Annotated in this window: 21 protein-coding genes; 11 read left to right on the top strand and 10 right to left on the bottom strand. The window is 68.9% G+C overall.

The window, feature by feature from the left end; translation table 11 throughout:
- Positions 1 to 37: 37 nt before the first annotated feature.
- The 4 genes from KHC28_RS12160 to KHC28_RS12145 all read left to right on the top strand — a co-directional run bounded on the left by KHC28_RS12160 (position 38) and on the right by KHC28_RS12145 (position 4,782).
- Entirely contained in the window at positions 38 to 1,063 is a 1,026-nt protein-coding gene (locus tag KHC28_RS12160; protein ID WP_214008616.1) for a putative B6 ABC transporter substrate-binding protein, read from the top strand.
- A 120-nt stretch (positions 1,064 to 1,183) separates the two neighbouring features.
- Positions 1,184 to 2,752 (top strand): putative B6 ABC transporter ATP-binding protein, encoded by a 1,569-nt coding sequence (locus KHC28_RS12155; protein ID WP_214008615.1) that lies wholly within the window; start codon positions 1,184 to 1,186, stop codon positions 2,750 to 2,752.
- Entirely contained in the window at positions 2,749 to 3,834 is a 1,086-nt protein-coding gene (locus KHC28_RS12150; RefSeq protein WP_214008614.1) for a putative B6 ABC transporter permease subunit 2, read from the top strand. The genes KHC28_RS12155 and KHC28_RS12150 overlap by 4 nt, the downstream gene beginning before the upstream one ends.
- Before the next feature lie 12 nt (positions 3,835 to 3,846).
- Complete coding sequence (locus KHC28_RS12145) at positions 3,847 to 4,782, top strand: putative B6 ABC transporter permease subunit 1 (protein WP_214008613.1); 936 nt, start codon at positions 3,847 to 3,849, stop codon at positions 4,780 to 4,782.
- A 20-nt stretch (positions 4,783 to 4,802) separates the two neighbouring features.
- On the opposite strand, the gene ppaT is transcribed toward KHC28_RS12145, so the two are convergent.
- On the bottom strand, positions 4,803 to 5,978 hold the full coding sequence (gene ppaT, locus KHC28_RS12140; RefSeq protein ID WP_214008612.1) for a pyridoxamine--pyruvate transaminase: 1,176 nt from the start codon (positions 5,976 to 5,978) through the stop codon (positions 4,803 to 4,805).
- A 395-nt stretch (positions 5,979 to 6,373) separates the two neighbouring features.
- Between ppaT and KHC28_RS12135 the strand changes: the two genes are divergently transcribed.
- From KHC28_RS12135 to KHC28_RS12125, 3 genes are all read left to right on the top strand, one after another.
- Entirely contained in the window at positions 6,374 to 7,111 is a 738-nt protein-coding gene (locus tag KHC28_RS12135; protein ID WP_214008611.1) for a FadR/GntR family transcriptional regulator, read from the top strand.
- Between the two features lie 94 nt (positions 7,112 to 7,205).
- Positions 7,206 to 8,741 carry a GMC family oxidoreductase gene (locus KHC28_RS12130; RefSeq protein WP_246564709.1) on the top strand — a complete coding sequence of 512 codons (1,536 nt, stop codon included), beginning with the start codon at positions 7,206 to 7,208 and terminating at the stop codon, positions 8,739 to 8,741.
- 82 nt (positions 8,742 to 8,823) lie between these two features.
- Positions 8,824 to 9,234 carry a DUF983 domain-containing protein gene (locus KHC28_RS12125; RefSeq protein WP_214009022.1) on the top strand — a complete coding sequence of 137 codons (411 nt, stop codon included), beginning with the start codon at positions 8,824 to 8,826 and terminating at the stop codon, positions 9,232 to 9,234.
- Positions 9,235 to 9,362: 128 nt separating this feature from the next.
- On the opposite strand, the gene KHC28_RS12120 is transcribed toward KHC28_RS12125, so the two are convergent.
- From KHC28_RS12120 to KHC28_RS12080, 9 genes are all read right to left on the bottom strand, one after another.
- Positions 9,363 to 10,745, bottom strand: coding sequence for an aminotransferase-like domain-containing protein (locus tag KHC28_RS12120; protein ID WP_214008609.1), 1,383 nt, complete (start codon positions 10,743 to 10,745; stop codon positions 9,363 to 9,365).
- Positions 10,746 to 10,894: 149 nt separating this feature from the next.
- Complete coding sequence (locus KHC28_RS12115; protein WP_214009021.1) at positions 10,895 to 11,572, bottom strand: TetR/AcrR family transcriptional regulator; 678 nt, start codon at positions 11,570 to 11,572, stop codon at positions 10,895 to 10,897.
- Between the two features lie 52 nt (positions 11,573 to 11,624).
- Positions 11,625 to 12,488 (bottom strand): sugar phosphate isomerase/epimerase family protein, encoded by an 864-nt coding sequence (locus tag KHC28_RS12110; RefSeq protein ID WP_214009020.1) that lies wholly within the window; start codon positions 12,486 to 12,488, stop codon positions 11,625 to 11,627.
- Positions 12,489 to 12,537: 49 nt separating this feature from the next.
- A complete protein-coding gene (locus tag KHC28_RS12105; RefSeq protein WP_214008608.1) occupies positions 12,538 to 13,734 on the bottom strand; it encodes a dihydrodipicolinate synthase family protein in 1,197 nt (398 codons plus the stop codon).
- A 19-nt stretch (positions 13,735 to 13,753) separates the two neighbouring features.
- Positions 13,754 to 14,944 (bottom strand): Gfo/Idh/MocA family protein, encoded by a 1,191-nt coding sequence (locus KHC28_RS12100; RefSeq protein WP_214008607.1) that lies wholly within the window; start codon positions 14,942 to 14,944, stop codon positions 13,754 to 13,756.
- Positions 14,941 to 16,344: an enolase-like domain-containing protein gene (locus KHC28_RS12095; protein ID WP_214008606.1), complete on the bottom strand. Its 1,404-nt coding sequence runs from the start codon at positions 16,342 to 16,344 to the stop codon at positions 14,941 to 14,943. The genes KHC28_RS12100 and KHC28_RS12095 overlap by 4 nt, the downstream gene beginning before the upstream one ends.
- A 22-nt stretch (positions 16,345 to 16,366) precedes the next feature.
- A complete protein-coding gene (locus tag KHC28_RS12090) occupies positions 16,367 to 17,194 on the bottom strand; it encodes an ABC transporter ATP-binding protein (protein ID WP_214008605.1) in 828 nt (275 codons plus the stop codon).
- An 11-nt stretch (positions 17,195 to 17,205) separates the two neighbouring features.
- Positions 17,206 to 18,210 (bottom strand): ABC transporter substrate-binding protein, encoded by a 1,005-nt coding sequence (locus KHC28_RS12085; RefSeq protein WP_214008604.1) that lies wholly within the window; start codon positions 18,208 to 18,210, stop codon positions 17,206 to 17,208.
- A gap of 143 nt (positions 18,211 to 18,353) precedes the next feature.
- Complete coding sequence (locus KHC28_RS12080) at positions 18,354 to 19,196, bottom strand: ABC transporter permease (RefSeq protein WP_214008603.1); 843 nt, start codon at positions 19,194 to 19,196, stop codon at positions 18,354 to 18,356.
- A 181-nt stretch (positions 19,197 to 19,377) separates the two neighbouring features.
- Between KHC28_RS12080 and KHC28_RS12075 the strand changes: the two genes are divergently transcribed.
- The 4 genes from KHC28_RS12075 (at position 19,378) to rfbA (ending at position 23,557) form a co-directional block, all read left to right on the top strand.
- Complete coding sequence (locus KHC28_RS12075; RefSeq protein WP_214008602.1) at positions 19,378 to 20,877, top strand: phosphomannomutase/phosphoglucomutase; 1,500 nt, start codon at positions 19,378 to 19,380, stop codon at positions 20,875 to 20,877.
- Positions 20,878 to 20,987: 110 nt separating this feature from the next.
- Positions 20,988 to 21,593, top strand: a complete 606-nt coding sequence (rfbC, locus tag KHC28_RS12070; RefSeq protein WP_214008601.1) for a dTDP-4-dehydrorhamnose 3,5-epimerase — start codon at positions 20,988 to 20,990, stop codon at positions 21,591 to 21,593.
- A gap of 114 nt (positions 21,594 to 21,707) precedes the next feature.
- Complete coding sequence (gene rfbD, locus KHC28_RS12065) at positions 21,708 to 22,601, top strand: dTDP-4-dehydrorhamnose reductase (protein ID WP_214008600.1); 894 nt, start codon at positions 21,708 to 21,710, stop codon at positions 22,599 to 22,601.
- A 74-nt stretch (positions 22,602 to 22,675) separates the two neighbouring features.
- Positions 22,676 to 23,557 carry a glucose-1-phosphate thymidylyltransferase RfbA gene (rfbA, locus tag KHC28_RS12060; protein WP_214008599.1) on the top strand — a complete coding sequence of 294 codons (882 nt, stop codon included), beginning with the start codon at positions 22,676 to 22,678 and terminating at the stop codon, positions 23,555 to 23,557.
- Positions 23,558 to 23,574 lie beyond the last annotated feature (17 nt).

Genomic DNA, 23,574 nt, shown 5'->3' with positions numbered 1-23,574 from the left:
AATATAAATTTCCGTCGGACCATAAAGAGGACCTTCCATGAAAAATACCATTCTGCACGGCATGGCGATTGCCCTGCTGCTCGGCGCGGCTTCTTTCGCCCACGCGGCCGAGCTCAAGTCGATCGCCATCCTGACGCCGGAGCCCGGCACCGATTACGGCTGGAACCAGCAAGGCATCGATGCCGCCAAGGCGGCCGGCAAGGCCGCCGGCGTCGAGGTGCTGGTCGCCGACAATCTCGGTTATGGCGACGTGCGCCCGACGCTGCGCGAAATGGCGCAGGACGGCGCCGGCCTGCTGATCGCCCATGCCAGCGGCTACAACACCTCCGCCCCGGAAATCGGCGAGGAGATGAAGGTCCCGGTCGCCATCGTCGACCGCCCCGACGCCAAGAAGGCCGGCACGGTCGCCGACTACACCGCCAGCGGCCATGAGGGCGCCTATCTCGCCGGCCGCCTCGCCGCCAAGATGAGCAAGACCGGCACGGTCGGCATCGTGGTGTCCGGCGAACCGCCGTCGTGGAACTCGCAGTCCGCCGCCTTCGCGGAAGGCGCGAAGGCCGAGAAGGCCGGCATCAATGTGCGCTACGCGGTGATCGGCCCGGCGGCCTATTCCGATGCGGCGGGTGGCAAGCGCGTCACCGAGGCGCTGATCGCCGCCGGCGCCGACATCATCTTCGGCCAGGGCAACGGCTCGTCCTTCGGCATGCTGCAGGCGGTGGAGACCAACAAGGCGACCAATGGCGGCCCGGTCTATTTCATCGACGTGATCGGCGACAAGACCGCCATCGACAAGGGCAATTTGCTCTCCTCGGTGGTGTGGAACCTGGAGCCGGTCTATGCGGGGATGATCGCCGACCTCAAGGCCGGCAGCTACGGCTCGCGCAATTACGACATCAATCTCAAGGACGGCTCGGTCAAGCTGCTGAAGACCAAGCACATTCCCGATGACGTCTGGGCGCAGATCGAGGCGCTGAAGAAGGATGTCATCGACGGCAAGATCAAGGTGACGGCGAAGTACGACGCCGACAGCGTGCACAAGCTGGTGTCGCAGCTGCCGCAGTGACCTCCGGATCGTCGCGGGTGCCGCCAGCGGTGCCCGCGACACGCCCGGCGACGCCGTAGCGTCGCCTCCTGTTCCGACGGCGTCTGGCGCCTGCGCCGGCGGCCGTCCCCTGTTCGGATCATGACCCAGACCCTCAGTCCCTCCGAGCCATTGGCCGATACGCGGCCGGTCGTCTCGCTCGATCACGTCACCAAGCGCTTTCCCGGCGTGGTGGCGAATGACCGCGTCTCGTTCGACCTCTGGCCGGGCGAGGTGCATGTGCTGCTGGGCGAGAACGGCGCCGGCAAGTCGACGCTGGTCGGCATGCTCTCCGGCCTGCAATTGCCGGACGAGGGCGGGGTCCTCGTCGAGGGGCGCGAGGTCCGCATCGCCTCGCCCGCCCGCGCGCTGGAGCTCGGCATCGGCACGGTGTTCCAGCATTCGATGCTGGTGCCCTCGCTTAGCGTCGTCGACAATATGGCGCTGGGCGGCAGCTGGTGGTCGCGGCCGGATCGCGACGGCGTCGCGCGCAAGATGGCGGCCGTTTGCGCCGATATCGGCGTGACCATCGATCCGCACGCCAAGGTCGGTTCACTGTCGCTCGGCGAACAGCAGCAGGTGGAGATCGTGCGGGCGCTGATGCGCGGCTCGCGTGTGCTGATCCTCGACGAGGCGACCGCCATGCTGACCCCCAAGGGAGCCGACGACCTCGGCGCCTTGATGGGCCGGCTGGTGAAGCTCGGCATCGCCGTGGTGTTCATCACCCACAAGCTCAACGAGGCGCTGGCCTTCGGGCACCGCATTACCGTGCTGCGGCTCGGCCGCAAGGTGGGCGAGATCGCGCCGGAGCGGCTCGCCGCGCTCGGCCCCGCCGCCGCTACGGCGGAAATCGTCCGCCTGATGTTCGGCACCGGTGCCACCGCCGCGGAGGCCGTCGCCACGACGGTCCGCACGCGGCCGAGCGGTGCGCCGGTGCTGGAGATCGAGGGCCTCGCGGTCGACGATCCGTCGGTGCCGGTCGCCGGCATCGACCTCTCCGTGGCGCCGGGCGAGATCGTCGGGCTCGCCGGCATCGACGGCAACGGCCAGAAGCAGTTCGCCGAGGCGCTGGCCGGCCAGCGCCGGCTCGCCGCCGGCCGCATCCTCCTCGGCGGCGAGGCGATCGAACGGCTCGACGTCGGCGGACGCCGGCAGCGCGGCCTGCGCTACGTCACCGACGACCGCCTCGGCGAGGGCACGGTCGGCTCCTTCCCCATCTCGCTCAACCTGCTGCTCAAGCAGGTCGGCGAGGCGCCGTTCTGGCGGCGCGGCATCGAGCAGCCCGAGGCGATCGCCGACCATGCGCGGCGGCTGGTCGGCGAATTCGACGTACGCACGCCGGGGATCGAGACCGCCATCGGCAAATTGTCCGGCGGCAACATCCAGAAAGCGTTGCTGGCGCGCGAGCTGTCCGGGCCGGCGCGGGCGGTGATCTTCGCCAAGCCGACCTACGGCCTCGACGTGCAGAACATCCGCGCCACCCGCCAGCGCATCCGCGAGGCGGCCGATCGCGGGCTGGCGGTGATCCTGATCTCCACCGACCTCGAGGAGGTGCTCGAACTGTCCGACCGCGTGGCGGTGATGTCGCGCGGGCACATCGTCGGGGTGGTCGACAACGATGCCGGCGCCCGCAACCGGGTCGGCGAACTGATGAGCGGCGTGACGGCATGAGCGAAACCACACAGATCGGCGGCGACGCCCTCCTCGCCCGGCGCAGCGGCGCCTGGCGCGAGCGTCTCCGCCTCGTCGCCATGGCGCTCGGCCCGGTGCTCGGCGCCATCGTGCTGTCCGGCCTCGTCCTGCTGGCGCTCGGCGTCGATCCCATCGCCTATTACGGCTATGTGGTCGATCGTGGGCTGATCAACCCCTATGGCCTGCAGGCGACGCTGACCCGCATGGGACCGCTGCTGCTGATCGCGGCGGGGCTGATCGTCGCCTTCCGGGCCGGCATCTGGAATCTCGGCGGCGACGGCCAGTTCCTGCTCTCGGCGGTGATCGTCGCTGCGCTCGGCCCGTTGCTGGTGCCGTATCTTCCGGTCTGGCTGGTGCTGCTGGTCGGCCTCGCGGTCGGGGCCATGGTCGGGGCGGTGTGGTCGTTGCTGCCGGCGCTGCTGAAGGCCTATCAGGGCGTCAACGAGATCATCACCACGCTGATGATGACCTTTCTCGGCGTCTCCTTCGCCAATGTGCTGGTGAAGCTCGCCTTCCGCGATCCCGCCACCACCGTGCCGCAGACGCGCACGCTGATCGTCGCCGACCGGCTGCCGCGCCTGTTCGACACCACCGTGTCGAGCGGGCTGATCATCGGCCTCGTCGCCATCGTCGCGGTGCACCTGCTGATGACCCGCACCTCCTTCGGCCTGAAGCTGAGGATCGTCGGCGCCAATCCGCGCGCGGCCATCCATGCCGGGCTCAACGTGCCGCTGCTGACCATGGCGACCTTCGCCATCTCGGCGGCACTGGCCGGGCTCGCCGGGGCGGTCGAGATCATGGGCGTGCAGGGCAATGTGCGCGCCGACTGGAACCCGGCCTACAGCCTCACCGTGGTGCCGCTGGTGTTCCTGGCGCGATTCAACGGCTTCGCCTCCATCGCCTTCGTGTTCCTGTTCTCGGTGCTGTCGATCGGCGGCGAGAGCGCGGCGCGGCGCACCGGGGTGCCGAACTTCTTCACCCTCGTGGTGGTGGCGATCCTTTTGATCATGCTCGGCATCACCGAATATCTCGACCAGCGCCGCCGCGCGGCCGGCAAGTGAGCGGAGGCAACCATGTCCGGGCTGTTCACTGAAGCCTTCCTCACCTCGCTGGTGCTCGGCGCTCTCACCGCTGGCCTGCCTTTGATGCTGGCCGGGCTCGGCGAGCAGATCTCCGAGAAGGCCGGCGTACTGAATATCGGCATCGAGGGCATGATGCTGTTCGGCGCCTATCTCGGCTTCCTCGTTGCCTACACCACCGGCTCGGTGTGGCTGGGCTTTCTCGGCGGCGGGCTCGGCGGCGTGCTGGTGGCGGCGCCGATGGCGCTGTTCTGCATCCGTATGGGGCTCAGCCAGATCGTCATCGGCATCGCCCTGACGCTTGGCGCCGAAGGGCTCACCGCGCTGCTACACCATTTCCAGTTCGCCCAGAGCTATCCCCGCCTGCCGGCGGTGCCGACGCTGGCCATTCCCGGCCTGTCAGCGATCCCGGTGATCGGGCCGGCGCTGTTCGACCGCCCGCCCATCGTCTATCTCGCGGTGCTGGCGGTGGCGGTGACGGCCTATGTGTTCCGCTCCACCCAGTTCGGCCTCTCGTTGCAGGCGGCCGGCGACAAGCCGGCGGCGCTCGACGCGGCCGGCGTCGACGTGGCGCGGGTGCGGACCTGCGCCGTGCTGACCACCGGCTTCCTCGCCGGCATTGGCGGCGCCTTCATGTCACAGGTCGGCGCCGGCATCTTCGTGCCGTTCATGACCAATGGCGCCGGCTTCATCGGCATCGTGCTGGCCATGCAGGCGCGCGGCCGCCCTCTGTGGGTGCTCTGCGGCGCGCTCTTGTTCGGTGCCTGCCTGTCCGCCACTACCGCGCTGCAGGTCGCCGGGGTCAGCATCCCGACCGACGTGATCCAGATGCTGCCCTTCGCGGCGGTGCTGATGGTGCTCGTGCTGTTCGGCCGCCGCGCCAGCCTGCCGCCGGCTCTCGGCCTGCACTATGTGCGGGGCGCGCGATGACGGCGCCCCGCAAGCCCTGCTCAGCCGGCGTCGATAGCGGCCAGCGCCGCCGCGACGCCGGCCCCGACATCCACCTTGTGGCCGAGGGCATTCAGCGCACCGCCGAACGCGGTCAGCGCGACGACGGCATGCAGCGGCTGCGCGGTCGGGCCCATATGGCCGATGCGGGTCAGCTTGCCGAGCGTCTCGCCGCGTCCGGAAGACAGGACGACGCCGTAGCGGGCGCGGATCTCCGCCCTGAGCTGCGGCTCGTCGATACCGTCCGGCGTCTTCACCGCGGTGCAGGTCGGCGAGGCGAAACCTTCCGCCGCTGGCCAGATCTGAAGCCCCATGGCGGCGATGCCGGCCCGGCAGGCGCGGGCGGTGAGCGCATGGCGCGCCCAGACCTTTTCCGGCCCTTCGGCGAGATAGAGGTCGATTGCCGCCTCCAGCCCGTTGATCTCCGCCACCGAGGGGGTGAAGGGGAACGGCCGGTCGGCGCGCCAGGCCTCCTCCCAGTCGAGGATCGACAGGATGGACGCGCGCGGCGCCTGCGGATTGGCCTTCATCTTCGCCCAGGCACCGTTGGACACGCCGAGAATGGTCAGCCCGGGCGGGCAGCCGAGGCACTTGTTCGGGCCGGTCACGAGGAGGTCGATGGCGGCCGATTCGGCATCGACCGCCATGCCGCCGAAGGACGACACTGCATCGACCAGGAACAGCGCGCCATGGCGCCGCACGACGGCGCCGATCTCGGCCACCGGATTGACGGTGCCGGACGGTGTATCGTGGTGGCAGGCCGCGACGACGGTGATGTCCGGGCGCTCGGCGAGCACGCGGGCGACCTCGGCGGGATCGATGACGCGGTCATAAGGTACCGCCAGCTCGACGATCTCGGCCCCCGAGCGGGCCGCCCAGCCCGCGAAGCCCTTGGAGTAGACGCCGGACACCAGGTTGAGCAGCACGTCGCCGCGCCCGAGCAGCGAGGCGGCCGCCGCCTCCAGCCCGAGCACCGGCTCGCCCTGCAGGACGACCGGCATGGTCTCGGCCTTCACCACGGTGGCGAGCTTCTCGGCAACCCGCTGATACGTCGCCTGGAAAGCGGGATCGTAGTCGTAGAGCACGGTGGCGGCGAGGCCGCGCAGCACGGCGGGGTAGGCGTCGACGGGACCGGTGGTCAAGGTGAATACCGGCAGATCGGACGGGGCGTAACGCATGGCTTCGCTCTGGATCGTTGGCGGGGTCGCGGGCGATCCGGTCGTTCGGCGGAGACGATGCCCAACCAAAATTCGACCGAATTCGCTACAATGGTTCAACATTGGCACCAGCCGCGTTCCGGGGCAACTGCGATTGCGCATGGGCCTGGAGGATCGACCGGGCGGCATTTCCGCAACGTTTTTCGGGCTTTTCAGGGGGCCTCTTCCAATAGGGAAGCAAGTGCCCCGCAACGGAGGATTGCCGCGACAGCACGTTTTGGTCTCGACCAGATGGCAACCAATATTGTAACTGGGCGGTCCCGCTCGTACATTTGGTGGCGGGATCGGCAATCGCCGCGCCATCAGCGGATCGATGCGCGGCCGGCGGCCCCCACACGAGAACGGATGTAACCTCGATGGACGCGATAGCGGACAAGACCGGGCGCAAGACGCGCAGGCCGTCCGGAGCCCAGAGCCGCTCCGGCGCGGAAGGCCGCGAGCCGGGCGGGATCGAGGAACTGGTGGATTCGATCCGCGGCATCATCGCCCGCACCGGCAGCATGCCGCCGGAACGCGCCGTCGCCGAGGAGCTCAATGTCAAGCGCCACACGCTGCGCCGGGCACTCGGCGTGCTGCGCGCCCGCGGCGAGCTCGAGCCGGCCCGCGCTGGCCGCCGCGCCTCGACCTCTTCCGGCCTCGACAGCAGCCGCAGTTTGATCAACTCCACCAACCCGCTGGAGGTGATGGAGCTGCGCCTGATGCTGGAGCCGGCGCTGGCGCGGCTCGCGGCGCTGCGCGCCAGCCCGGTGGAGATCGACCGTATCCTGCGCGCGGCGACCACCGACCCGGATGCCGACCCGATCGGCGCCGACATGGTGTTCCACAAGGCGATCGCGGCGGGCGCGCGCAACGCCCTCGCCTCCGAGCTTTATGTGCTGCTGCACCGGGTGGCCAGCGACGGCCGGCTGCGCTTCACCGACAGCGACGCCACGCTGCTGCCCGAGCGCGTGAAGCTGCGCGACGCCGAGCACCGGCAGATCGCCGAAGCCATCGCCGCCCGCGATCCCGAGGCGGCGGAGCGCGGCATGTGGCAGCACCTCGCCACCCTGCAGCAGAAGATCATGGGACGGCTTGCTCCCGGCGGACTGCCCTAGCCCTCTCAATTCTCACCGACCGACACCTGCCCCTCCGCGGCCTTCGCCGGCGGAGCCACCCTTCCCTTGCCTGATGCCTCGCGGAGATGATGCGATGAAGTCCTTCGATGTGCTGATCATCGGCGCCGGCTCGGCCGGCAGCGTTCTCGCCGCCCGGCTGTCGGAAAACCCCGACCTCAGGGTCGGCCTCGTCGAAGCCGGCGAGACACCGAGCGATCCCGACATCGCCATTCCGCAGAAATGGCCGAGCCTTCAGGGCCGTCCCTATGACTGGGCCTATCGCACCGTGCCGCAGGCCGGTACCGCCGGACGGGTACATCCCTGGCCGCGCGGGCGCATCGTCGGCGGATCGAGCTGCCTGCACGCCATGGCGCATGTGCGCGGCCATGCGGCGGATTTCGCCGCCTGGGCGGAGGCGACCGGCGATGCATGCTGGTCCCATGAGGGTCTGCTGCCGGCTTTCCGCCGCAGCGAGAGCTTTTCCGGCGGCGCAAGCGCGGCCCATGGTGGCGACGGGCCACTCACCGTCTACCTCCCCGGCGAGGAGGTGAGCCCGGTGGTGCGCGCCTATATGGCGGCGGGCCTCGCGCGCGGCGTGCCGGCCATCGGCGACCACAATGCCGGCCCGCTCAACGGCGTCGCGCCCAACTCGCTCACCATACGCGACGGCAAGCGGGTCAGCGCCGCCGATGCCTATCTTACGCCGGTCCTCGATCGACCCAATCTCGAACTGCTGACCGGCGTCCGGGTGCACCGGCTGATCGTCGACGGCGACCGGGTGACCGGGGTGCTCGCCGAGATCGACGGGCGGATGCAGCCGCTTTTCGCCGAACGAATCTGCCTGTGCGCCGGCACCGTCGCCTCTCCACTGCTGCTGATGCGTTCGGGGATCGGACCGGCGGAGGAGCTGAAGGCCGCCGGCATCGCCTGCGTCGCCGACCGCAAGGAGGTCGGCGGCAATCTGCACGACCATTTGCTGACCGCCGGAAATGTCTATCGCGCCCGCCGCGAGGTACCGCCGTCGCGGCTGCAACATTCCGAATCTCTCATGTATCTCAATGCCGAAGACCCGACGCGGCCGGACGGGCCGCCCGACGTGGTGCTCGGCTGCGTAGCGGCGCCCAGCGTTTCGGAAAGCTTCGCCGCACCGGCCTATGGCTCGGCCTACACCATCCTCTCCGGCGTCACCCACCCGACCAGCCGCGGCCGCCTCACCGTCACCGGACCCGACCTCGACGCGCCGCCGCGCATCGATCCTGCCTATCTCTCCACCGAACATGATCGCCGCCTCGCCCGGCGGGCGCTCGAACTCGCGCGCGAGATCGGCCATAGCGACGCGCTAAGCGATTGGAGAGACACGGAAATATTTCCGGGCATCAACGTCCGCAGCCAGGCGGAGATCGACGATTTCCTCTCCCGCGCGGTCATCACCCACCACCACCCGGTCGGCACCTGCCGCATGGGGAAGGATGCGGAGAGCGTGGTGGACGCGGAGCTGAAGCTGCGGGGGTTCGAGGGGCTCCATGTCGTTGATGCGTCAGTGATTCCTTCGATCACCTCCGGCCCGGTGCATGCGGCGATCCTCGCCATCGCCGAGACCTTCGCGGCGGGATTCGCCGGCAGAGCTTAGATACATGCAATATTGACATTGTACGCATGCGGTCTTATCTGGTGTTCAACGCCGGAAGGAGAGCGTCATGCCTCACAATCCCATGTCCAACGTGCAGTGGCCGCCTCTGTCGCCGTACAGGACCGGCGTGCGTGGCCTGTGTCCGCGCTGCGGCCAGGGGCACATGTTCGAGGGCTTCCTGAAGCTGAAGCCGCGCTGCGAGGTCTGTGGGCTCGACTATTCCTATGCCGATCCCGCCGACGGGCCGGCCTTCTTCGTGATGATGTTCCTGTGCGTGCCGGCGGTGATCTTCGGCCTGTGGCTTGAGATCGCCTATCAGCCGGCCTGGTGGGTGCATCTCGCCACCAGCCTGCCGCTGATCCTGCTCACCTGCATTCCGCCGCTGCGCCCGCTGAAAGGCTGGCTGGTCGCGGCGCAGTACTTCTACAAGGCGGAGGAAGGTCGTCTGGTGCGGCCGCAGGACACCCAACCGGCAACCAAGACGGCGGCTTGAGCCGCGCTCGCCTCGACACTTCGCCCTAGAGCTCTCCCGGGGAGTTCCAGTTCACCGGTATTTCTTTAAGCCTTTGTCGAAACGCATTTTCTTCACGCGGGCCGGCACCCGCTTCGCTCGAGAATGCCCTAGACGATCATCGGATCGGCGACGTGCCGGTCCGCCAGGATGCCGGCGAGGGTGCGCAGCGCCGCCAGCAGCCGCGCCCGATCCGGGATGCCGCCCAGCGACAACCGCACCGCGTCGGGCGCCGGTCCCTCGATGCAGAAGGCATCCGACGGCGTGACGCCCAGCCCCTCCTGCCGCGCCGCCTCGATGAGGCGATGGCGATCCCAGTGCGGCGGCAGCGGCAGCCAGACATGCAAACCATGAGGATGCGCCCGCCCCGGTACCGGCAGGATCTCCGCCGCCGCACGCTGACGCTCCGCCGCCTCGCGGCGGATGCCGCCGAGCAGTTCCTCCGCCACGCCGAGACGGATCCAGTGCACCGCCAGAGCCGTCATCAGCGGCGACGGCATAAGGATCAGCCCCCGCAGCGCCGTCACCAGTGCCTCGCACTGCCGCGCCGACGGCGCCACCACGAAGGCGGTGCGCAGGCCCGGCGTCAGCGTCTTCGACAGGGTGGCGACGTAATAGGTCCGCTCCGGCGCCAGCGCGGCGAGCGGCGGCGGCGCATCCCCGGCGAGACGGCCATAGGGATCGTCCTCGATGATCTCGACGCCACGCTGCCGCGCGATGCGGGCGATCGCCTCCCGGCGGTCGGGCGAGAGGGTGACGGCAGTCGGGTTGTGGATGGTCGGCGTGAGATAGAGCAGCCGGGCACCGCTGGAGGCCAGCGCCGCCTCCAGCGCGTCGGGCAGCATGCCTTCGGCATCGCCGTCCACCCCCTGCAACCGCAGGCCCTGCTGCCGCGCCGCCGTGCGCAGGCCGGGATAGGTGAGCCGATCCGCCACCACCGCCTCGCCTGGCCGCGCCAGCAGGCCGAGCAATGCCGCCAGCGCCGACTGGGCGCCGGGGGCCACGATCAGCCGCTGCGGATCGACGCCGCCGAGCAGCGGTTGCAGCCACAGGCAGCCGGCCGAGCGGTCGGCCAGCGAACCGGCGCCGACGTGATAGCTCATCAGCAGATCGACATCGGAGCGGCGCAGCACCTCCGACAGGCCGTCCTGCAGCTTGTCGGCGAGCCGCACGCCCTTGGGCGGCGGCGGGATGTTCATCGACAGGTCGAGCAGGAAGGCGGACGCCTCCGGCCGGGCGGCAACGAAGGAGCCGCGCCCGGTGACGGCATCGACCAGGCCGCGGTGGCGCGCCTCATTATAGGCGCGCGTCACCGTGGTGAGGTCGACGCCGAGGCGCGCGGCGAGATCGCGCTGCGGCGGCAGCCGCTCGCCCGGCCGCAGCCCGCCGGCACGCACCGCTTCCTCGATCATCGCCACGATCTGGAGATAACGCGGCCCCGCCGCCTCGGAGAAGCGCCGCAGCCACGGCAGGATCGCCCCGCTCTTCGCCATGCGCATGCCTCCGACAGAACCCATACATTCCAGATAATATAGGGCTGACAATACCGGCTTCGCGCGCGCCCCGCCAGAGGCCGCGTTGGCGGCGGTGTCTCAGGCCGGTGAGGTGGCCGATGCGGCCGATTCCGGCGCGATTTGCGTGATCAGGCCAGCAGCGAGTGGACGATGAGGTCGGCGACATGGGCGCGGCGCTCGTCGAGCTCGGCCTTGCTCTGCAGATTGCGGTCGAGAATCACCGACAGGGTGAACTGGTTGGAGAAGTAGAAATAGGACAGGCCGGCGATGGAGATCCACAGCTGCGCCGGATCGACCCCGGCGCGGAACACCCCGGCGGCGATGCCGCGATCGAGGATGCCCTGCAAGAGGCCGATCAGCGGCGAATGCAGCCCCTTCACCCGCGCGGATTCCTTCAGGTGCCGCGCCTGATGCAGGTTCTCGCTGTTCAGCAGGTTGATGAAGGTGCGGTCGCCGATGAAGGAATCGAAGGTGAAGGTCACCAGCGCCCGCATCGCCGCCTCCGGCGCCAGCTCGTCGAGATGCAGCGCCACCTCGGACATGCGGGCGCGCTCATAGGCGGCTTCCAGCACCGCCAGCCACAGGCCGCGCTTGGAGCCGAAATAGTGGTAGATCATCCGCCGGTTGGCGCCGGAGCGCGAGGCGATGGCATCGATGCCGGCGCCGGCGAAACCACGGGCGGAGAACTCCACCGTCGCGGCGGCGAGGATGCTGGCGCGGGTGCGCTCGGGATCGCGCGCGCGCACCTCGCGCGGCGCGTCCGCCGTCCCGTCCCCGGCGGGGCGAAGCTTGCTCCCGACTGCCATCTCGTTCACGTCCCCGCCTCCCGTTTTCCCGCCCGGAAGGTCTCCGGCCTTCCTATACGACGGCGCGATGACGGGCGATACAGGTGGACAGCACCTCGTCCATCGGCAGGCCCCACCAGCGCTCGGAGAAGATCTCCACCTCGCTGAAGCCGGCATAGCCGACCGCCTCCACCTGAGCGCGGATGCCCTTCAGATCGATGACGCCGTCTCCCATCATGCCGCGGTCGTTCAGCATGTCGGCCATCGGCACCAGCCAGTCGCAGACATGATAGGCGAGCAGCCGGTCACGGCCGCAGCGGACGATCTGGGCGGAAAGCTCCGGGTCCCACCAGACATGGAACAGGTCGAGCGCCACCCCGAGCCGGCCGGTGCGGGACGGATCGAGCCGGTCGCAGATATCGAGCGCCTGCCCGGTGGTGTTCACGCAGGCGCGGTCGGCGGCGTACATCGGGTGCAGCGGCTCGATGGCGAGCTTCATGCCGGCCTTGGCGGCATAGTCCATGAGCGCGCCGATGCCGTCCTCCACCATGGCGCGGGCGCCGCCGATGTCTTTCGACGGTGCCGAACCGGGGCGGGAGAATTGCGGCAGGCCGCCCACCACCAGCACCAGGCAGGGCGCGCCAAGGGCGGCCGCCTCGTCGACAGCGCGGCGGTTGTCGTCCTGCACCTCGGGCAGGCGGGCCGGGTCGGCGGGGAACATGCCGCCCCGGCAATAGCCGGACAGCTTCAGCCCGGTGTCGCGCACCGCCCGCACCGCGCGGTCGAGCCCGACGCTCGCCACCTGGTCGCGCCAGGGCGAGATGGCGGGAATCTCGGCGCGGGCGCAGGCCTCGATGATGGCGAGCAGGTCGCCCTGCCGGCGCACCGTCGCGGTATTGATCGAGAGATGCCGGTGATCGGCGGAGAAATCGCGCAGCACCGGAGCGGTGGCGGTGGGGGAAGTGTGCTGGCCCATGGCTGATCCCTCACGCCTCCACGCCGCGCACCGCGAGGACGGCCCGCATGCGGGCCGCGGCCAGATCCGGGTCGGCCAGCAGGCCGGCGCGGTCGGCGAGGCGGAACAGCTCGGCGAGGTGCAGGGTCGAGCGGGTGCTCTCCTGCCCGCCGACCATGGTGAAATGGTCCTGATGGCCGGCGAGATAGGCCATGAACACCACGCCGGTCTTGTAGAAGCGGGTCGGCGCCTTGAAGATGTGCCGCGACAGCGGCACGGTCGGCTCCAATATATCGTCGAAGGTCGCGCGGTCGCCGGCCGCCAGGGCGACCAGCGCCGCCGAGGCCGCCGGGGCGATGGCGTCGAAGATGCCGAGCAGCGCGTCGGAATGGCCGTGCTCATCGCCGGCGATCAGTTCGGCATAGTTGAAGTCGTCGCCGGTATACATGCGTACGCCGGGCGCTAGGCGCCGGCGCATGGCGATCTCCTTGTCCTTGTCGAGCAGCGAGATCTTCACGCCGTCGACCTTGGCGGCATGGGCGTTGATGACCGCGACCGCCGTGTCCATGGCGCGGTCGGGATCAGGGTTGCCCCAATAACCGGCCAGCGCCGGATCGAACATGTCGCCCAGCCAGTGGATGATCACCGGCTCGGCCACCTGCGACAGGATGCGATCGTAGACGCGGATGTAGTCGTCCGGCGAGGTCGCGACCTTGGCCAGCGCCCGCGAGGCCATCAGGATGATGCGCCCGCCGACGCCTTCCACCGCGGCGACCTGCTCCTCATAGGCGCGGATGACGTCGTCGAGGCTTTTGGCGTTTTCCGGCGCGAGATGGTCGGTGCCGGCGCCGGAGGAGACGAGGCTGGGCTCGGTGCGCGCCCTGGAGGCCTCGACCGAGCGGCGGATCAGCTCCAGCGAGGTCGGCCAGTCCAGCCCCATGCCGCGCTGGGCGGTATCCATGGCTTCGGCGACGCCGAGGCCGAGGTCCCACAGATGCTCGCGGAAGGCGATGGTGCGATCCCAGTCCACCGCCGCCGTCAGCCACGGATCGACATCGGCGAGCGGGTCGGCCACCACATGGCCGGCCGAGAAGGCGACGCGGTTCATCGGGCCGGCCGGGCGATCGGGGAAATCGCGCGGCACTGACAGGCGGAAGCTCTCCACCCCGCCGCCGGCGAGCGGCAGTGTGATGGAGAGGGCGGTGAGCGTGCGGTCGATGGAGTTCATCGTGTGATCCCCTGCCCGCTCACTCGGCGGCCCGGAGCACGGCGTGCTCGGACTCTTCCAGGCTGGGCACGTCGATCCAGCGGCGCTCGCGCCAGCTCTGCAGCGCGCATTCGACCAGCTGCACGCCCTTGGCGCCCTCGCGCAGCGTGTATTTGTAGGGCGCGTCCTCCACGATGTGGCGGACGAACATCTCCCACTGCACCTTGAAGCCGTTGTCGTAGACGACGTTGTCCGGGACCTTCTGCCAGTCGGCATAGAAGTCCATGGTCTGCTTCTGGTCGGGGTTCCACACCGGGCGCGGCGTGGCGGTGCGCGGCTGCATCACGCAGTCCGACAGCCCGGCCACCGCCGAGCCATGGGTGCCGTCGACCTGGAAGGTGACGAGGTCGTCGCGATAGACGCGGGTCGCCCAGGACATGTTGATATGGGCGATGGCGCCGCCTTCCAGCTCGAAGGTGGCATAGGCGGCGTCGTCGGCGGTGGCCTCATAGGCCTTGCCCTTCTCGTCGACGCGGCTCGGGATGTGGGTGGTGCCGAGGCAGGACACCGACTTCACCTCGCCGAAGCAATTGTCGAGCACGTAGCGCCAGTGGCAGACCATGTCGAGGATCATGCCGCCGCCATCCTGCGTACGGTAGTTCCACGAGGGGCGCTGCGCCGGCTGGCCCCAGTCGCCCTCGAACACCCAGTAGCCGAACTCGCCGCGCACCGAGAGGATGCGGCCGAAGAAGCCCGAGTCGCGCAGGAATTGCAGCTTCTGCAGGCCGGGCAGGAACAGTTTGTCCTGCACCGCGCCGTTCTTCACCCCGGCCTCCTCGGCCAGCTTGCAGATGCGCACCGCCTCCGGGAGGTTGGTGGCGATCGGCTTCTCGCAATAGACGTGCTTGCCGGCGCGGATCGCCTTCTCCAGCAGCGCCGGGCGCATCTGGGTGGTGGCAGCGTCGAAGAAAATCTCGTTCTGCGGATCGGCCAGCGCGGCGTCGAGGTCGGTGGTCCAGCGCTCGATGCCGTATTGCTTGGCCAGCGCCTCGATCTTCTCGGCGTTGCGGCCGACGAGGATCGGGTCGAGCTGCACCTTCGAGCCGTCGGAGAGGGTCACGCCGCCCTGCGCGCGGATCGCCACCACCGAGCGGATGAGGTGCTGGTTCATGCCCATGCGGCCAGTGATGCCGTTCATGACGATACCGAGGCGTTTGGCGTGCGCGCTCATGCGAAAATCTCCTGTGAGGCGGATGTCGGGGTGAGAGGCGCCAGCGCGTCCCAATCGGGCGCGGCGCCGCTGGCGAAGCCCGGCCCGGCGAGCAGCCGGGCAGCGGGCAGGGTTGCGGTGCATGTGGCGAGGCGCAGGCCGTCCGGCCCGGCCTCGTAAAGCTCGGGGAAAGCGCGGGCGAAGGCCTGCGCCTCATGATCCGGCGCCGGCCCGAAGCCGGCGACATAGTGATGGCCGTTGCGCTCGACATGGGTCAGCCCGAGCGCGGCGACCAGCGCGGTGTCCTGCTGCACGCCGAGGCCGGCCTGACAGGTGAGATCCTCGCCGGTGATGAGGTAGCCCCCACCGCCCCTCGCCTTCAGCCGGGCGACGCGGACGGCGTTGAGCACCGCCTTGTAGAGGCCCTTGCAGCACTTCGACGACACGCCGCGATAGCCGCGCGCCACCGCGCGCGGGAAGGCGTCGTAGCTGTCGTCGGCCTCGTCGATGATGACGGGCACGCCGATGGCGGCGGCGTCGAGCGGCGTCTGGAAGGTGGTGCGGCGGTCGAAGGGCTGCTCGATATAGATAAGCCGGCTATGGAACTGTGCCAGCGCCGGGTCGTCGCGCAGCGTCGCGGCGAGCAAAGCAAGGCGCGCCGGGTCATATTGCTCGTTGGCATCGAGGCTGGCGCGATAGGCCGGGACCCGCGCGTCCAGCAGCGCGGCGATGGCGCGCAGCCGTTCGAGATCGCCGATGACGTCGCCGCCGATCTTGATCTTGAAGAAGGCGAGCGGCGAAGCGGCGATCGTCTCGGCAAGGCTGTCCGGGCCCTCGATGGCATCGGCGAGCCCGACGGTATGGCGCAGCGCGACCTGATCCACCGGCGCGAGGGCGGCGAGGAAATCCTCGATCTCGGCGGCATCGAGGTCCGGCGTCAGCCGGGCGTCGAGGCCGGGAACGTTGCCGCGCAGCGCGTCCGCGAGGCCGACGCCGAGGCCCTTCAAGAGCGCGTCCAGCACCGCCTTGTCGACCAGCGCCACGCCGAAATTGCCGGCGAGGCGGGCGATGCCGCGCTCATCCGCCCACCGGCCCTGACGGGCCAGCGCCATCGCATGGTGGCCGAAGGCGGTGTCGGCGTCGCCGTGCCCTGTGAAGGCCTCGGCGGCGGCTTTGAGGCTGGCGCGCAGGTCGTCGATGGTCCGGGCCGGCGACTTGGCCGGGTCCTTGTCGAACCATTTCGGCATCATCATCTCGGCCGCCACGCCCTCGACCCGCCCGCTGCCGGGCAGATCGATCGTCACGCGCGCAAAGGCCTGCGGCGCCGCCTCCACCGCCACCGCGCCGAAGCGGAACGGATGGGCAAAGGGCATCATCCGCTCATAGGCATCGATGCGATCTATGGTGAAGCGAGGCGCCATCGGTTCAGTCCAGCTGGCCGTTTCAGTCCAATTGACCCTGGGCGTAGAAATGGCCGCGTATCTGCCGCGCCAGCGCGGCGAAGGCGGCGTCGCCCATCATCTCCAGCCGGCGCGGGCGCGGCAGGTCGACGTCGTAGATGGCGGCGACCGAGCCGGGCCGCTCGCTCATCACCACCACCCGGTCGGCGAGGAACACCGCCTCGGGGATGGAATGGGTGATGAGCAGGATGGTCTTGCCGGTCTCGAAATGGATGCGCTGCAATTCGAGGTTCATGCGCTCGCGGGTCATGGCGTCGAGCGCGCCGAACGGCTCGTCCATCAGGACGATCTTCGGATCATGAACGAGAGCCCGGCAGATCGAGGCGCGCTGCTGCATGCCGCCGGAGAGCTGCCAGGGATATTTGTTCTCGAACCCCGACAACCCCGCCGTGGCGATCAGCTTCTTCGCCCGTTCGAGATGGCTGGCGCGGTCGAGCCCGCGCACCTCGACGGGGAGCATGATGTTGCGCAGCACCGAGCGCCAGGCGAGCAGCACCGGGCTCTGGAACACGATGCCGACATCGTCCGGCGGCTCGACGACGCGCTTGCCGTCGATGACGATCTCACCTTTGGAGGGCGGGATCAGGCCGGCCACCAGCTTGAGCAGGGTGGACTTGCCGCAGCCGGAGGGGCCCACGACGGCGACGAACTCGCCGTCGTGGATGTCGAGGTCGATCGGCCGCAGGGAGGGCACGTCGCCGTCGCGGGTCCGGTAGGTCTTGGACAGGCCGCGGATTTCGATGAGGCGCTGGCGCACGGAAGCCTCTTGCCGGGCTTCCTCGCGAACGATGCGCAGGGACGTCGACGACATGCCCGTGCTCCTCAGTTGCTCGGATCGGCGGGGAGATAGTCGCGGGTGTAGAAGGCCTTGGGGTCGTCCTTGGCCGAAGCGGCGACGCCGCCATACTCGACCAGCAGTTCGACCGAATCCTTCATGTTGGCGTCGGTGACCTGGAACGGCCGGCGGTTCTTGGTCTCCGAGGTACGGTAGAGCGGGATGGTGAGCTGGAAGCCCTCCAGCAGCGTCGGCCGCTGGCCGGCCTTGGGCAGCGCGGCCAGCACGGCATCGACCGCACCCTCGGGGTTCTTCTCGGCCTCCTCGAAGCTCTTGGTCGTCGCCGCCATGAAGCGGCGGACCAGATCCGGGTTCTTCGCCAGGAACTCCTTGTTGACGATGATGCCGGACGAGACGAGGTGGATGCCGTAATCGGCGAACATGATCGGGTGGACGTCCTTGCCGGTGGCGTCCTTGATCTTCATGGACTGGTCCATGGAGTAGCCGAGCAGCAGGTCGGCCTGGCCGTTGATCACCGCGTTGAGCTTGGTGGTGGCGTCGCCGGAGACGGTGCGGAAGTCGCTCTCCTTCAGCCCGGCGCGCTTGAGGAACAGCGGCCAGATCTGCGACATGGAATCGCCCGGCGTGGTGGCGACCGTCTTGCCCTTGATGTCTTCCGGCTTGGCGATGTTCTTGTCGGCGAAGCCCATCACCGACATCGGGCTGGTCTGCAGCGCGACGCCGACCGCGGTGACCGGCGCGCCCTTCACCGCGGCGCGGATCATGGTCGGCACGTCGGCATAGGCGAAGTCCACCGTACCGGCGGCGGCCGCCTGGATGGTCACCGCCGAGCCGCGGCCCTCCTGGATGTCGAGGTCGATGCCCTCGGCCTGGTAGAAGCCCTTCGCCTTGCCGTAGAAGAACGGCGCGTGCTCGCCATACACGTACCAGTTCAGCATCAGCGTCACCTTGTCGGCCGCCTGCGCCGAGGCGAGCGGGACAAGCGCCGCCGCGGCGATGAGCGCGGCCTTCAGGCTGTTACGAAACACCATGTGCACGTCCTCCCTTGGATGTGTCGCGGAACGGGGCGCCCTTCTGCGAAGGCTTGGTCCCCATCAGCTTGCGGAGCAGGTTTCGGATCAGTCGCGTGTGGAATTTTTCGCGTGCGGGACGCGCCCGCACGGAGCACGGGGCGTCAGGTGGTCACGAGGACCTCGTGCCGCTGGCTCGCATGCCAGGGCACCATGAAGCGCTCGACGAGATCGACGATCCAGAACAGGATCACGCCGATCATCGCGAGGATGATGAGCGCCGCGAACATGGTCGGCAGCTCGAAATTGCCGATGGAACGCTGCAGCACATAGCCGATGCCGGAATTGGCGCCGACGAACTCGCCGACCACCGCGCCGACCACGGCGAGCGTCACCGAGACCTTCAGCCCGGCGAAGATGGCCGGCATGGCATGCGGCAGGCCGATCATGGCGAAGGTCTGCAGCCGCGTCGCCTTCATGGCGCGGGCGAGGTCGTGCATGTCGCCCTCGACCGACTTGAAGCCCTGCACGCCGGCGACGATGACAGGGAACACGCCGAGCAGGAAGGCGGCGATCACCTTCGGCATCATGCCGAAGCCGAACCACACCACGAAGAGCGGCGCGATGGCGACCTTGGGGATCGACTGCGAGAAGACGAGCAGCGGATAGAGATAGGATTCCACCGTCTTCGAGCCGGCGATCAGCATGGCGAGCGGGATACCGATCGCCGCCGAGAGCAGGAAGCCCGCCACGGTGGCGATGGTGGTCGGCACCGCCTCCATCAGGAGCTTGTCGCCCTCGGTGCGGAACGCCTGGATCACGTCCCACGGCGTCGGGATCAGATAGGCGGGTATGTGGAACAGCCGCACCGTCAGGTCCCAGCCGACGACGATCAGCGCCAGCAGCGCCAGCGGCCGCACCCAGGGCGAATTGAGCAGGCGGGAATTGATGAACCGCGCGCCGATGGATGCGCGCGCGGAGCCCTCACCTCGCGAGGACGACGGCATGGCGTATCTCCCTGATCGTTATCCCTCGGCGCTCTGCGTCGCCTTAAGTAACCAACCGTTGAATTACATAATCGATCGTCGCCGATGTCAACCGCCTTGCGCGGCGACCCGGCTCCATTGACGTGCGGCACCTGCGCCCGTCATATCGCCGCACCTAATGCCGCCGACGACAGGACCTGCGATGTTCCCGCTGCCCCAGCCCGCGCTTGCCCCCAACAGCTACGCCTATGAGACGCAGCCGCTCGTGAAGCCGACCGGCTTTCGCGAATATGACGCGCGCTGGCTGTTCGGCCCGGAGCTGAACCTCATGGGCGTGCAGGCGCTCGGCCTCGGCATCGGCACGCTGATCCACGAGCTCGGCGTGCGTCCCGACATCGTGGTCGGCCACGATTTCCGCGCCTATTCGTCCTCGATCAAGCAGGCGCTCGCCAACGGGCTGATGGCGGCCGGCATACGGGTGCACGATATCGGGCTCGCTTTGTCGCCGATGGCCTATTTCGCCCAGTTCGCGCTCGACGTGCCCTGCGTCGCCATGGTCACCGCCTCGCACAACGACAATGGCTGGACCGGGGTGAAGATGGGCGTGAACCGCCCGCTGACCTTCGGACCGGACGAGATGAGCCGGCTGAAGCAGATCGTGCTCGGCGGCGCCGGGCGGGCGCGCGACGGCGGCGGCTACCGCTACGTGGCGGATTTCCCGGAGGTGTACATCAAGGACCTCACCGACCGGCCGCGCTTCAAGAACCGCATCAAGGCGGTGGCGGCCTGCGGCAACGGCACCGCCGGCGCCTTCGCCCCGCGCATCCTGGAGGCGCTCGGCGTCGAGGTGGTGCCGCTCGACTGCGAGCTCGACTACACCTTCCCGAAATACAACCCGAACCCGGAAGACCTCGAAATGCTGCACGCCATGCGCGATGCGGTGCTGGCGTCCGGCGCCGATGTCGGGCTCGGCTTCGACGGCGACGGCGATCGCTGCGGCGTCGTCGACAATCACGGCGAGGAGATCTTCGCCGACAAGGTCGGGGTGATGCTGGCGCGCGACCTCTCGGTGCTGCACCCCGGCGCCACCTTCGTGGTCGACGTGAAGTCCACCGGCCTGTTCATGACCGACCCGGTGCTGATCGCCAATGGCGTGAAGGCCGACTACTGGAAGACCGGCCACTCCTACATGAAGCGCCGCGTCAACGAGAGCGGCGCCCTGGTCGGCTTCGAAAAGTCCGGTCACTACTTCTTCAACGCGCCGATCGGGCGCGGCTACGATGACGGCCTCGTCTCCGCCATCGCCATTCTCGACATGCTCGACCGCAATCCCGGCCGCTCGCTCGCCGAATTGAAGGACGCGCTGCCGAAGACCTGGTCCTCGCCGACCATGTCGCCGCACTGCGCCGACGAGACGAAATACGGCGTCATCGATGCGGTGGTGCGGCATTTCGAGGCGATGGCCGCGCGCGGCGATACGATCGACGGCCAGAAGATCCGCGACCTCGTCACCGTGAACGGCGTGCGCGTCACCGTGGAGGACGGTTCCTGGGGCCTGGTGCGCGCCTCCTCGAACAAGCCGGAACTCGTCGTCGTCGTTGAAAGTCCGGTCTCCGAGGCCCGCATGCGGGACATGTTCCGGCTCGTCGACGGCGTGCTGCGCACCCACCCGGAAGTCGGGGCCTACAACCAGTCGATTTGATCGACGATACCGGCAAAAAGGCTGCAAAGTTGCGGCATCTTCGGCTCCCCTAGCTGCCGCCAAAATGCTATGGGTAGCGATTGGGAGCCTTTGAGACGGACTACGAGAGCATGTCATCGGAATCGGCGGCGCGACGCTCGCCGCCACAACGCATCAATGTCGTCACGCTGCTGAAGCCACGCCGCTTCGGGGATTCGCGCGGCTGGTTCACCGAGACCTATTCGGAAGCCGCTGCTGCCGCCGCCGGTATCACCGTGCGCTTCGTGCAGGACAATCAATCCTATTCGAGCCAGGCCGGCACGATACGCGGCCTGCATTTCCAGCGGCCGCCGCACGCGCAGGCCAAGCTGGTGCGCTGCCTGCGCGGCTCGGTGATGGACTATGCGGTCGACGTGCGCCGGGGCTCGCCGACCTATGGCCACTACATCGCCACCCGGCTGACGGCGGAAGGCGGCGAGCAGCTGTTCATTCCCGAGGGCTTCGCCCACGGCTTCCTGACGCTGGAGCCGGATGTCGAGGTCGCCTACAAGGTGTCGGACATCTATGCCCCGCAATGCGACGGCGGCATCGCCTGGAACGATCCGGAGATCGGCATCGACTGGCCGCTCCCGCCGGGAGCCGAGGCGATCCTGTCGGACAAGGACCGGGTTCTGCCCCAGCTGAGCGCGTTCGACAGCCCCTTCGACTATGACGGCCAGCCCCTCCTGCCGCTCTGAGCCATGCAGGCGCGGCGTCACCGTCGCGCCTGAGGCCTCGACACGGGCCGCATCCTGTAGCAGGCATGACGGCCGGCGGATCATCTGGATTCGCCAGCCGTCAGGACACGCGACATGACCGACCCCATCTTCGTCTTCGGCGCCGGCGGCCAGGTCGGACGCGAGCTGCTCGATCTCGCGGCGAAGCGAGGCATCGCCGCGCGGGGGTTCGAGCGTAGCGCCATCGACATCGCCGACGCCGCCGCGCTGCGGCGCCTGCTGGCGGAAGGCCGGGCCTCGCTTCTGGTCAATGCCGCCGCCTACACCAAGGTCGACAAGGCGGAATCCGAGCCGGAAGCCGCCCGGCGCGACAATGCCGAGGGACCCGCCGCGCTGGCCGCCGCGGCGGAAGAAGCCGGCATCCCGCTGCTGCACCTCTCCACCGACTACGTGTTCGACGGCTCGAAGACCGGCGCCTATGTGGAGGCCGACCCGGTGGCGCCGCTCGGCGTCTACGGTCGCACCAAGCTGGAGGGCGAGGAGGCGATCCGCCGGGTCGCCGAGCGCCATGTCATCCTGCGCACCGCCTGGGTCTATGGCCGGCACGGCAACAATTTCCTCAAGACCATGCTGCGGCTCGCCGCCGAGCGCGACGAGCTGCGCGTGGTGGCCGACCAGACCGGCAACCCGACCGCGACGCCGGATCTCGCCGAGGCGATCCTCGCCGTGGCCGCTCGCGTGGCGGCCGGAACGGCGCCCTGGGGCACCTATCATTTCGCCGGCACCGGCACGACCAGCTGGCACGGCTTCGCCGACGCCATCGTCGCCACCGCCGCACCGCTGATCGGCCGCCACCCGCGCGTGGTGGCCATCGGCACCGCCGACTATCCGACCCCGGCGCGCCGGCCGGCCAATTCTCAGCTCGATTCCGCCGCCTTCGCGCAGGATTTCGGCTATCGCGCCCAGGACTGGCGCCAACGGGTCGCGGAGATCGTGCCGATGCTCGCCGGAGGCGCGGCGGGCGGCTGACGAAGATTGGGGCGGAGCGCGCCGCCGGCGGGGCCGATGCCTTGCCGCGGTGACGTGGGAAAATAGAGGAAAGCATGAAGGGCATCATCCTGGCCGGAGGCTCCGGCACGCGGCTGCACCCGATGACGCTGGTCGTCAGCAAGCAGCTGATGCCGGTCTACGACAAGCCGATGATCTACTACCCGCTGTCGACGCTGCTGCTCGCCGGCTGCCGCGACATCCTCGTCATCTCGACGCCCAGCGACACCCCGCTGTTCCAGCGCCTGCTCGGCGACGGCACGCAATGGGGCATCAAGATCAGCTATGCCGTGCAGCCCTCGCCGGACGGCCTCGCCCAGGCCTATGTGATCGGCGCCGACTTCATCGACGGCCAGCCCTCCTGGCTGATCCTCGGCGACAACATCTTCTACGGCCACGCCCTGCCGCGCCTGCTGACCTCGGCCAGCGAGTTCTCCCACGGCGCCACCGTGTTCGCCTACCACGTGGTGGACCCCGAGCGGTACGGCGTCGTCGAATTCGACAGGAACTTCAACGCCCTCTCCATCGAGGAGAAGCCGGAGACGCCGAAGTCGAGCTGGGCGGTGACCGGGCTTTATTACTACGACGCCTCGGTGGTGGAGATCGCCGCCGGGCTGAAGCCCTCGGCGCGCGGCGAGCTGGAGATCACCGACGTCAACCGCGCCTATCTCGAGCGCGGCGACCTGCGCGTCTCCAAGATGGGCCGCGGCTATGCCTGGCTCGACACCGGCACGCCGGACAGCCTGCTCGAGGCCGGCGAGTTCGTGCGCACGCTGGAGAAGCGGCAGGGCTTCAAGATCGCCTCGCCGGAAGAGATCGCCTTCCGCCGCGGCCTGATCGATGCCGAGCAGCTGGAACGGCTCGCCACGCGGATCGGCAAAAGCTCCTATGGCGGCTATCTGCGCCGGGTGCTGCAGGAAGCGGCCCGCAACAGCTGAGACCGGCGCCGGCGCGA

The sequence above is a fragment of the Ancylobacter sonchi genome, assembly GCF_018390695.1.
Lineage (GTDB): Bacteria > Pseudomonadota > Alphaproteobacteria > Rhizobiales > Xanthobacteraceae > Ancylobacter > Ancylobacter sonchi.
Note: the sequence above shows the minus strand (reverse complement) of the source record. Positions and strands in the feature narration are given on the sequence as shown.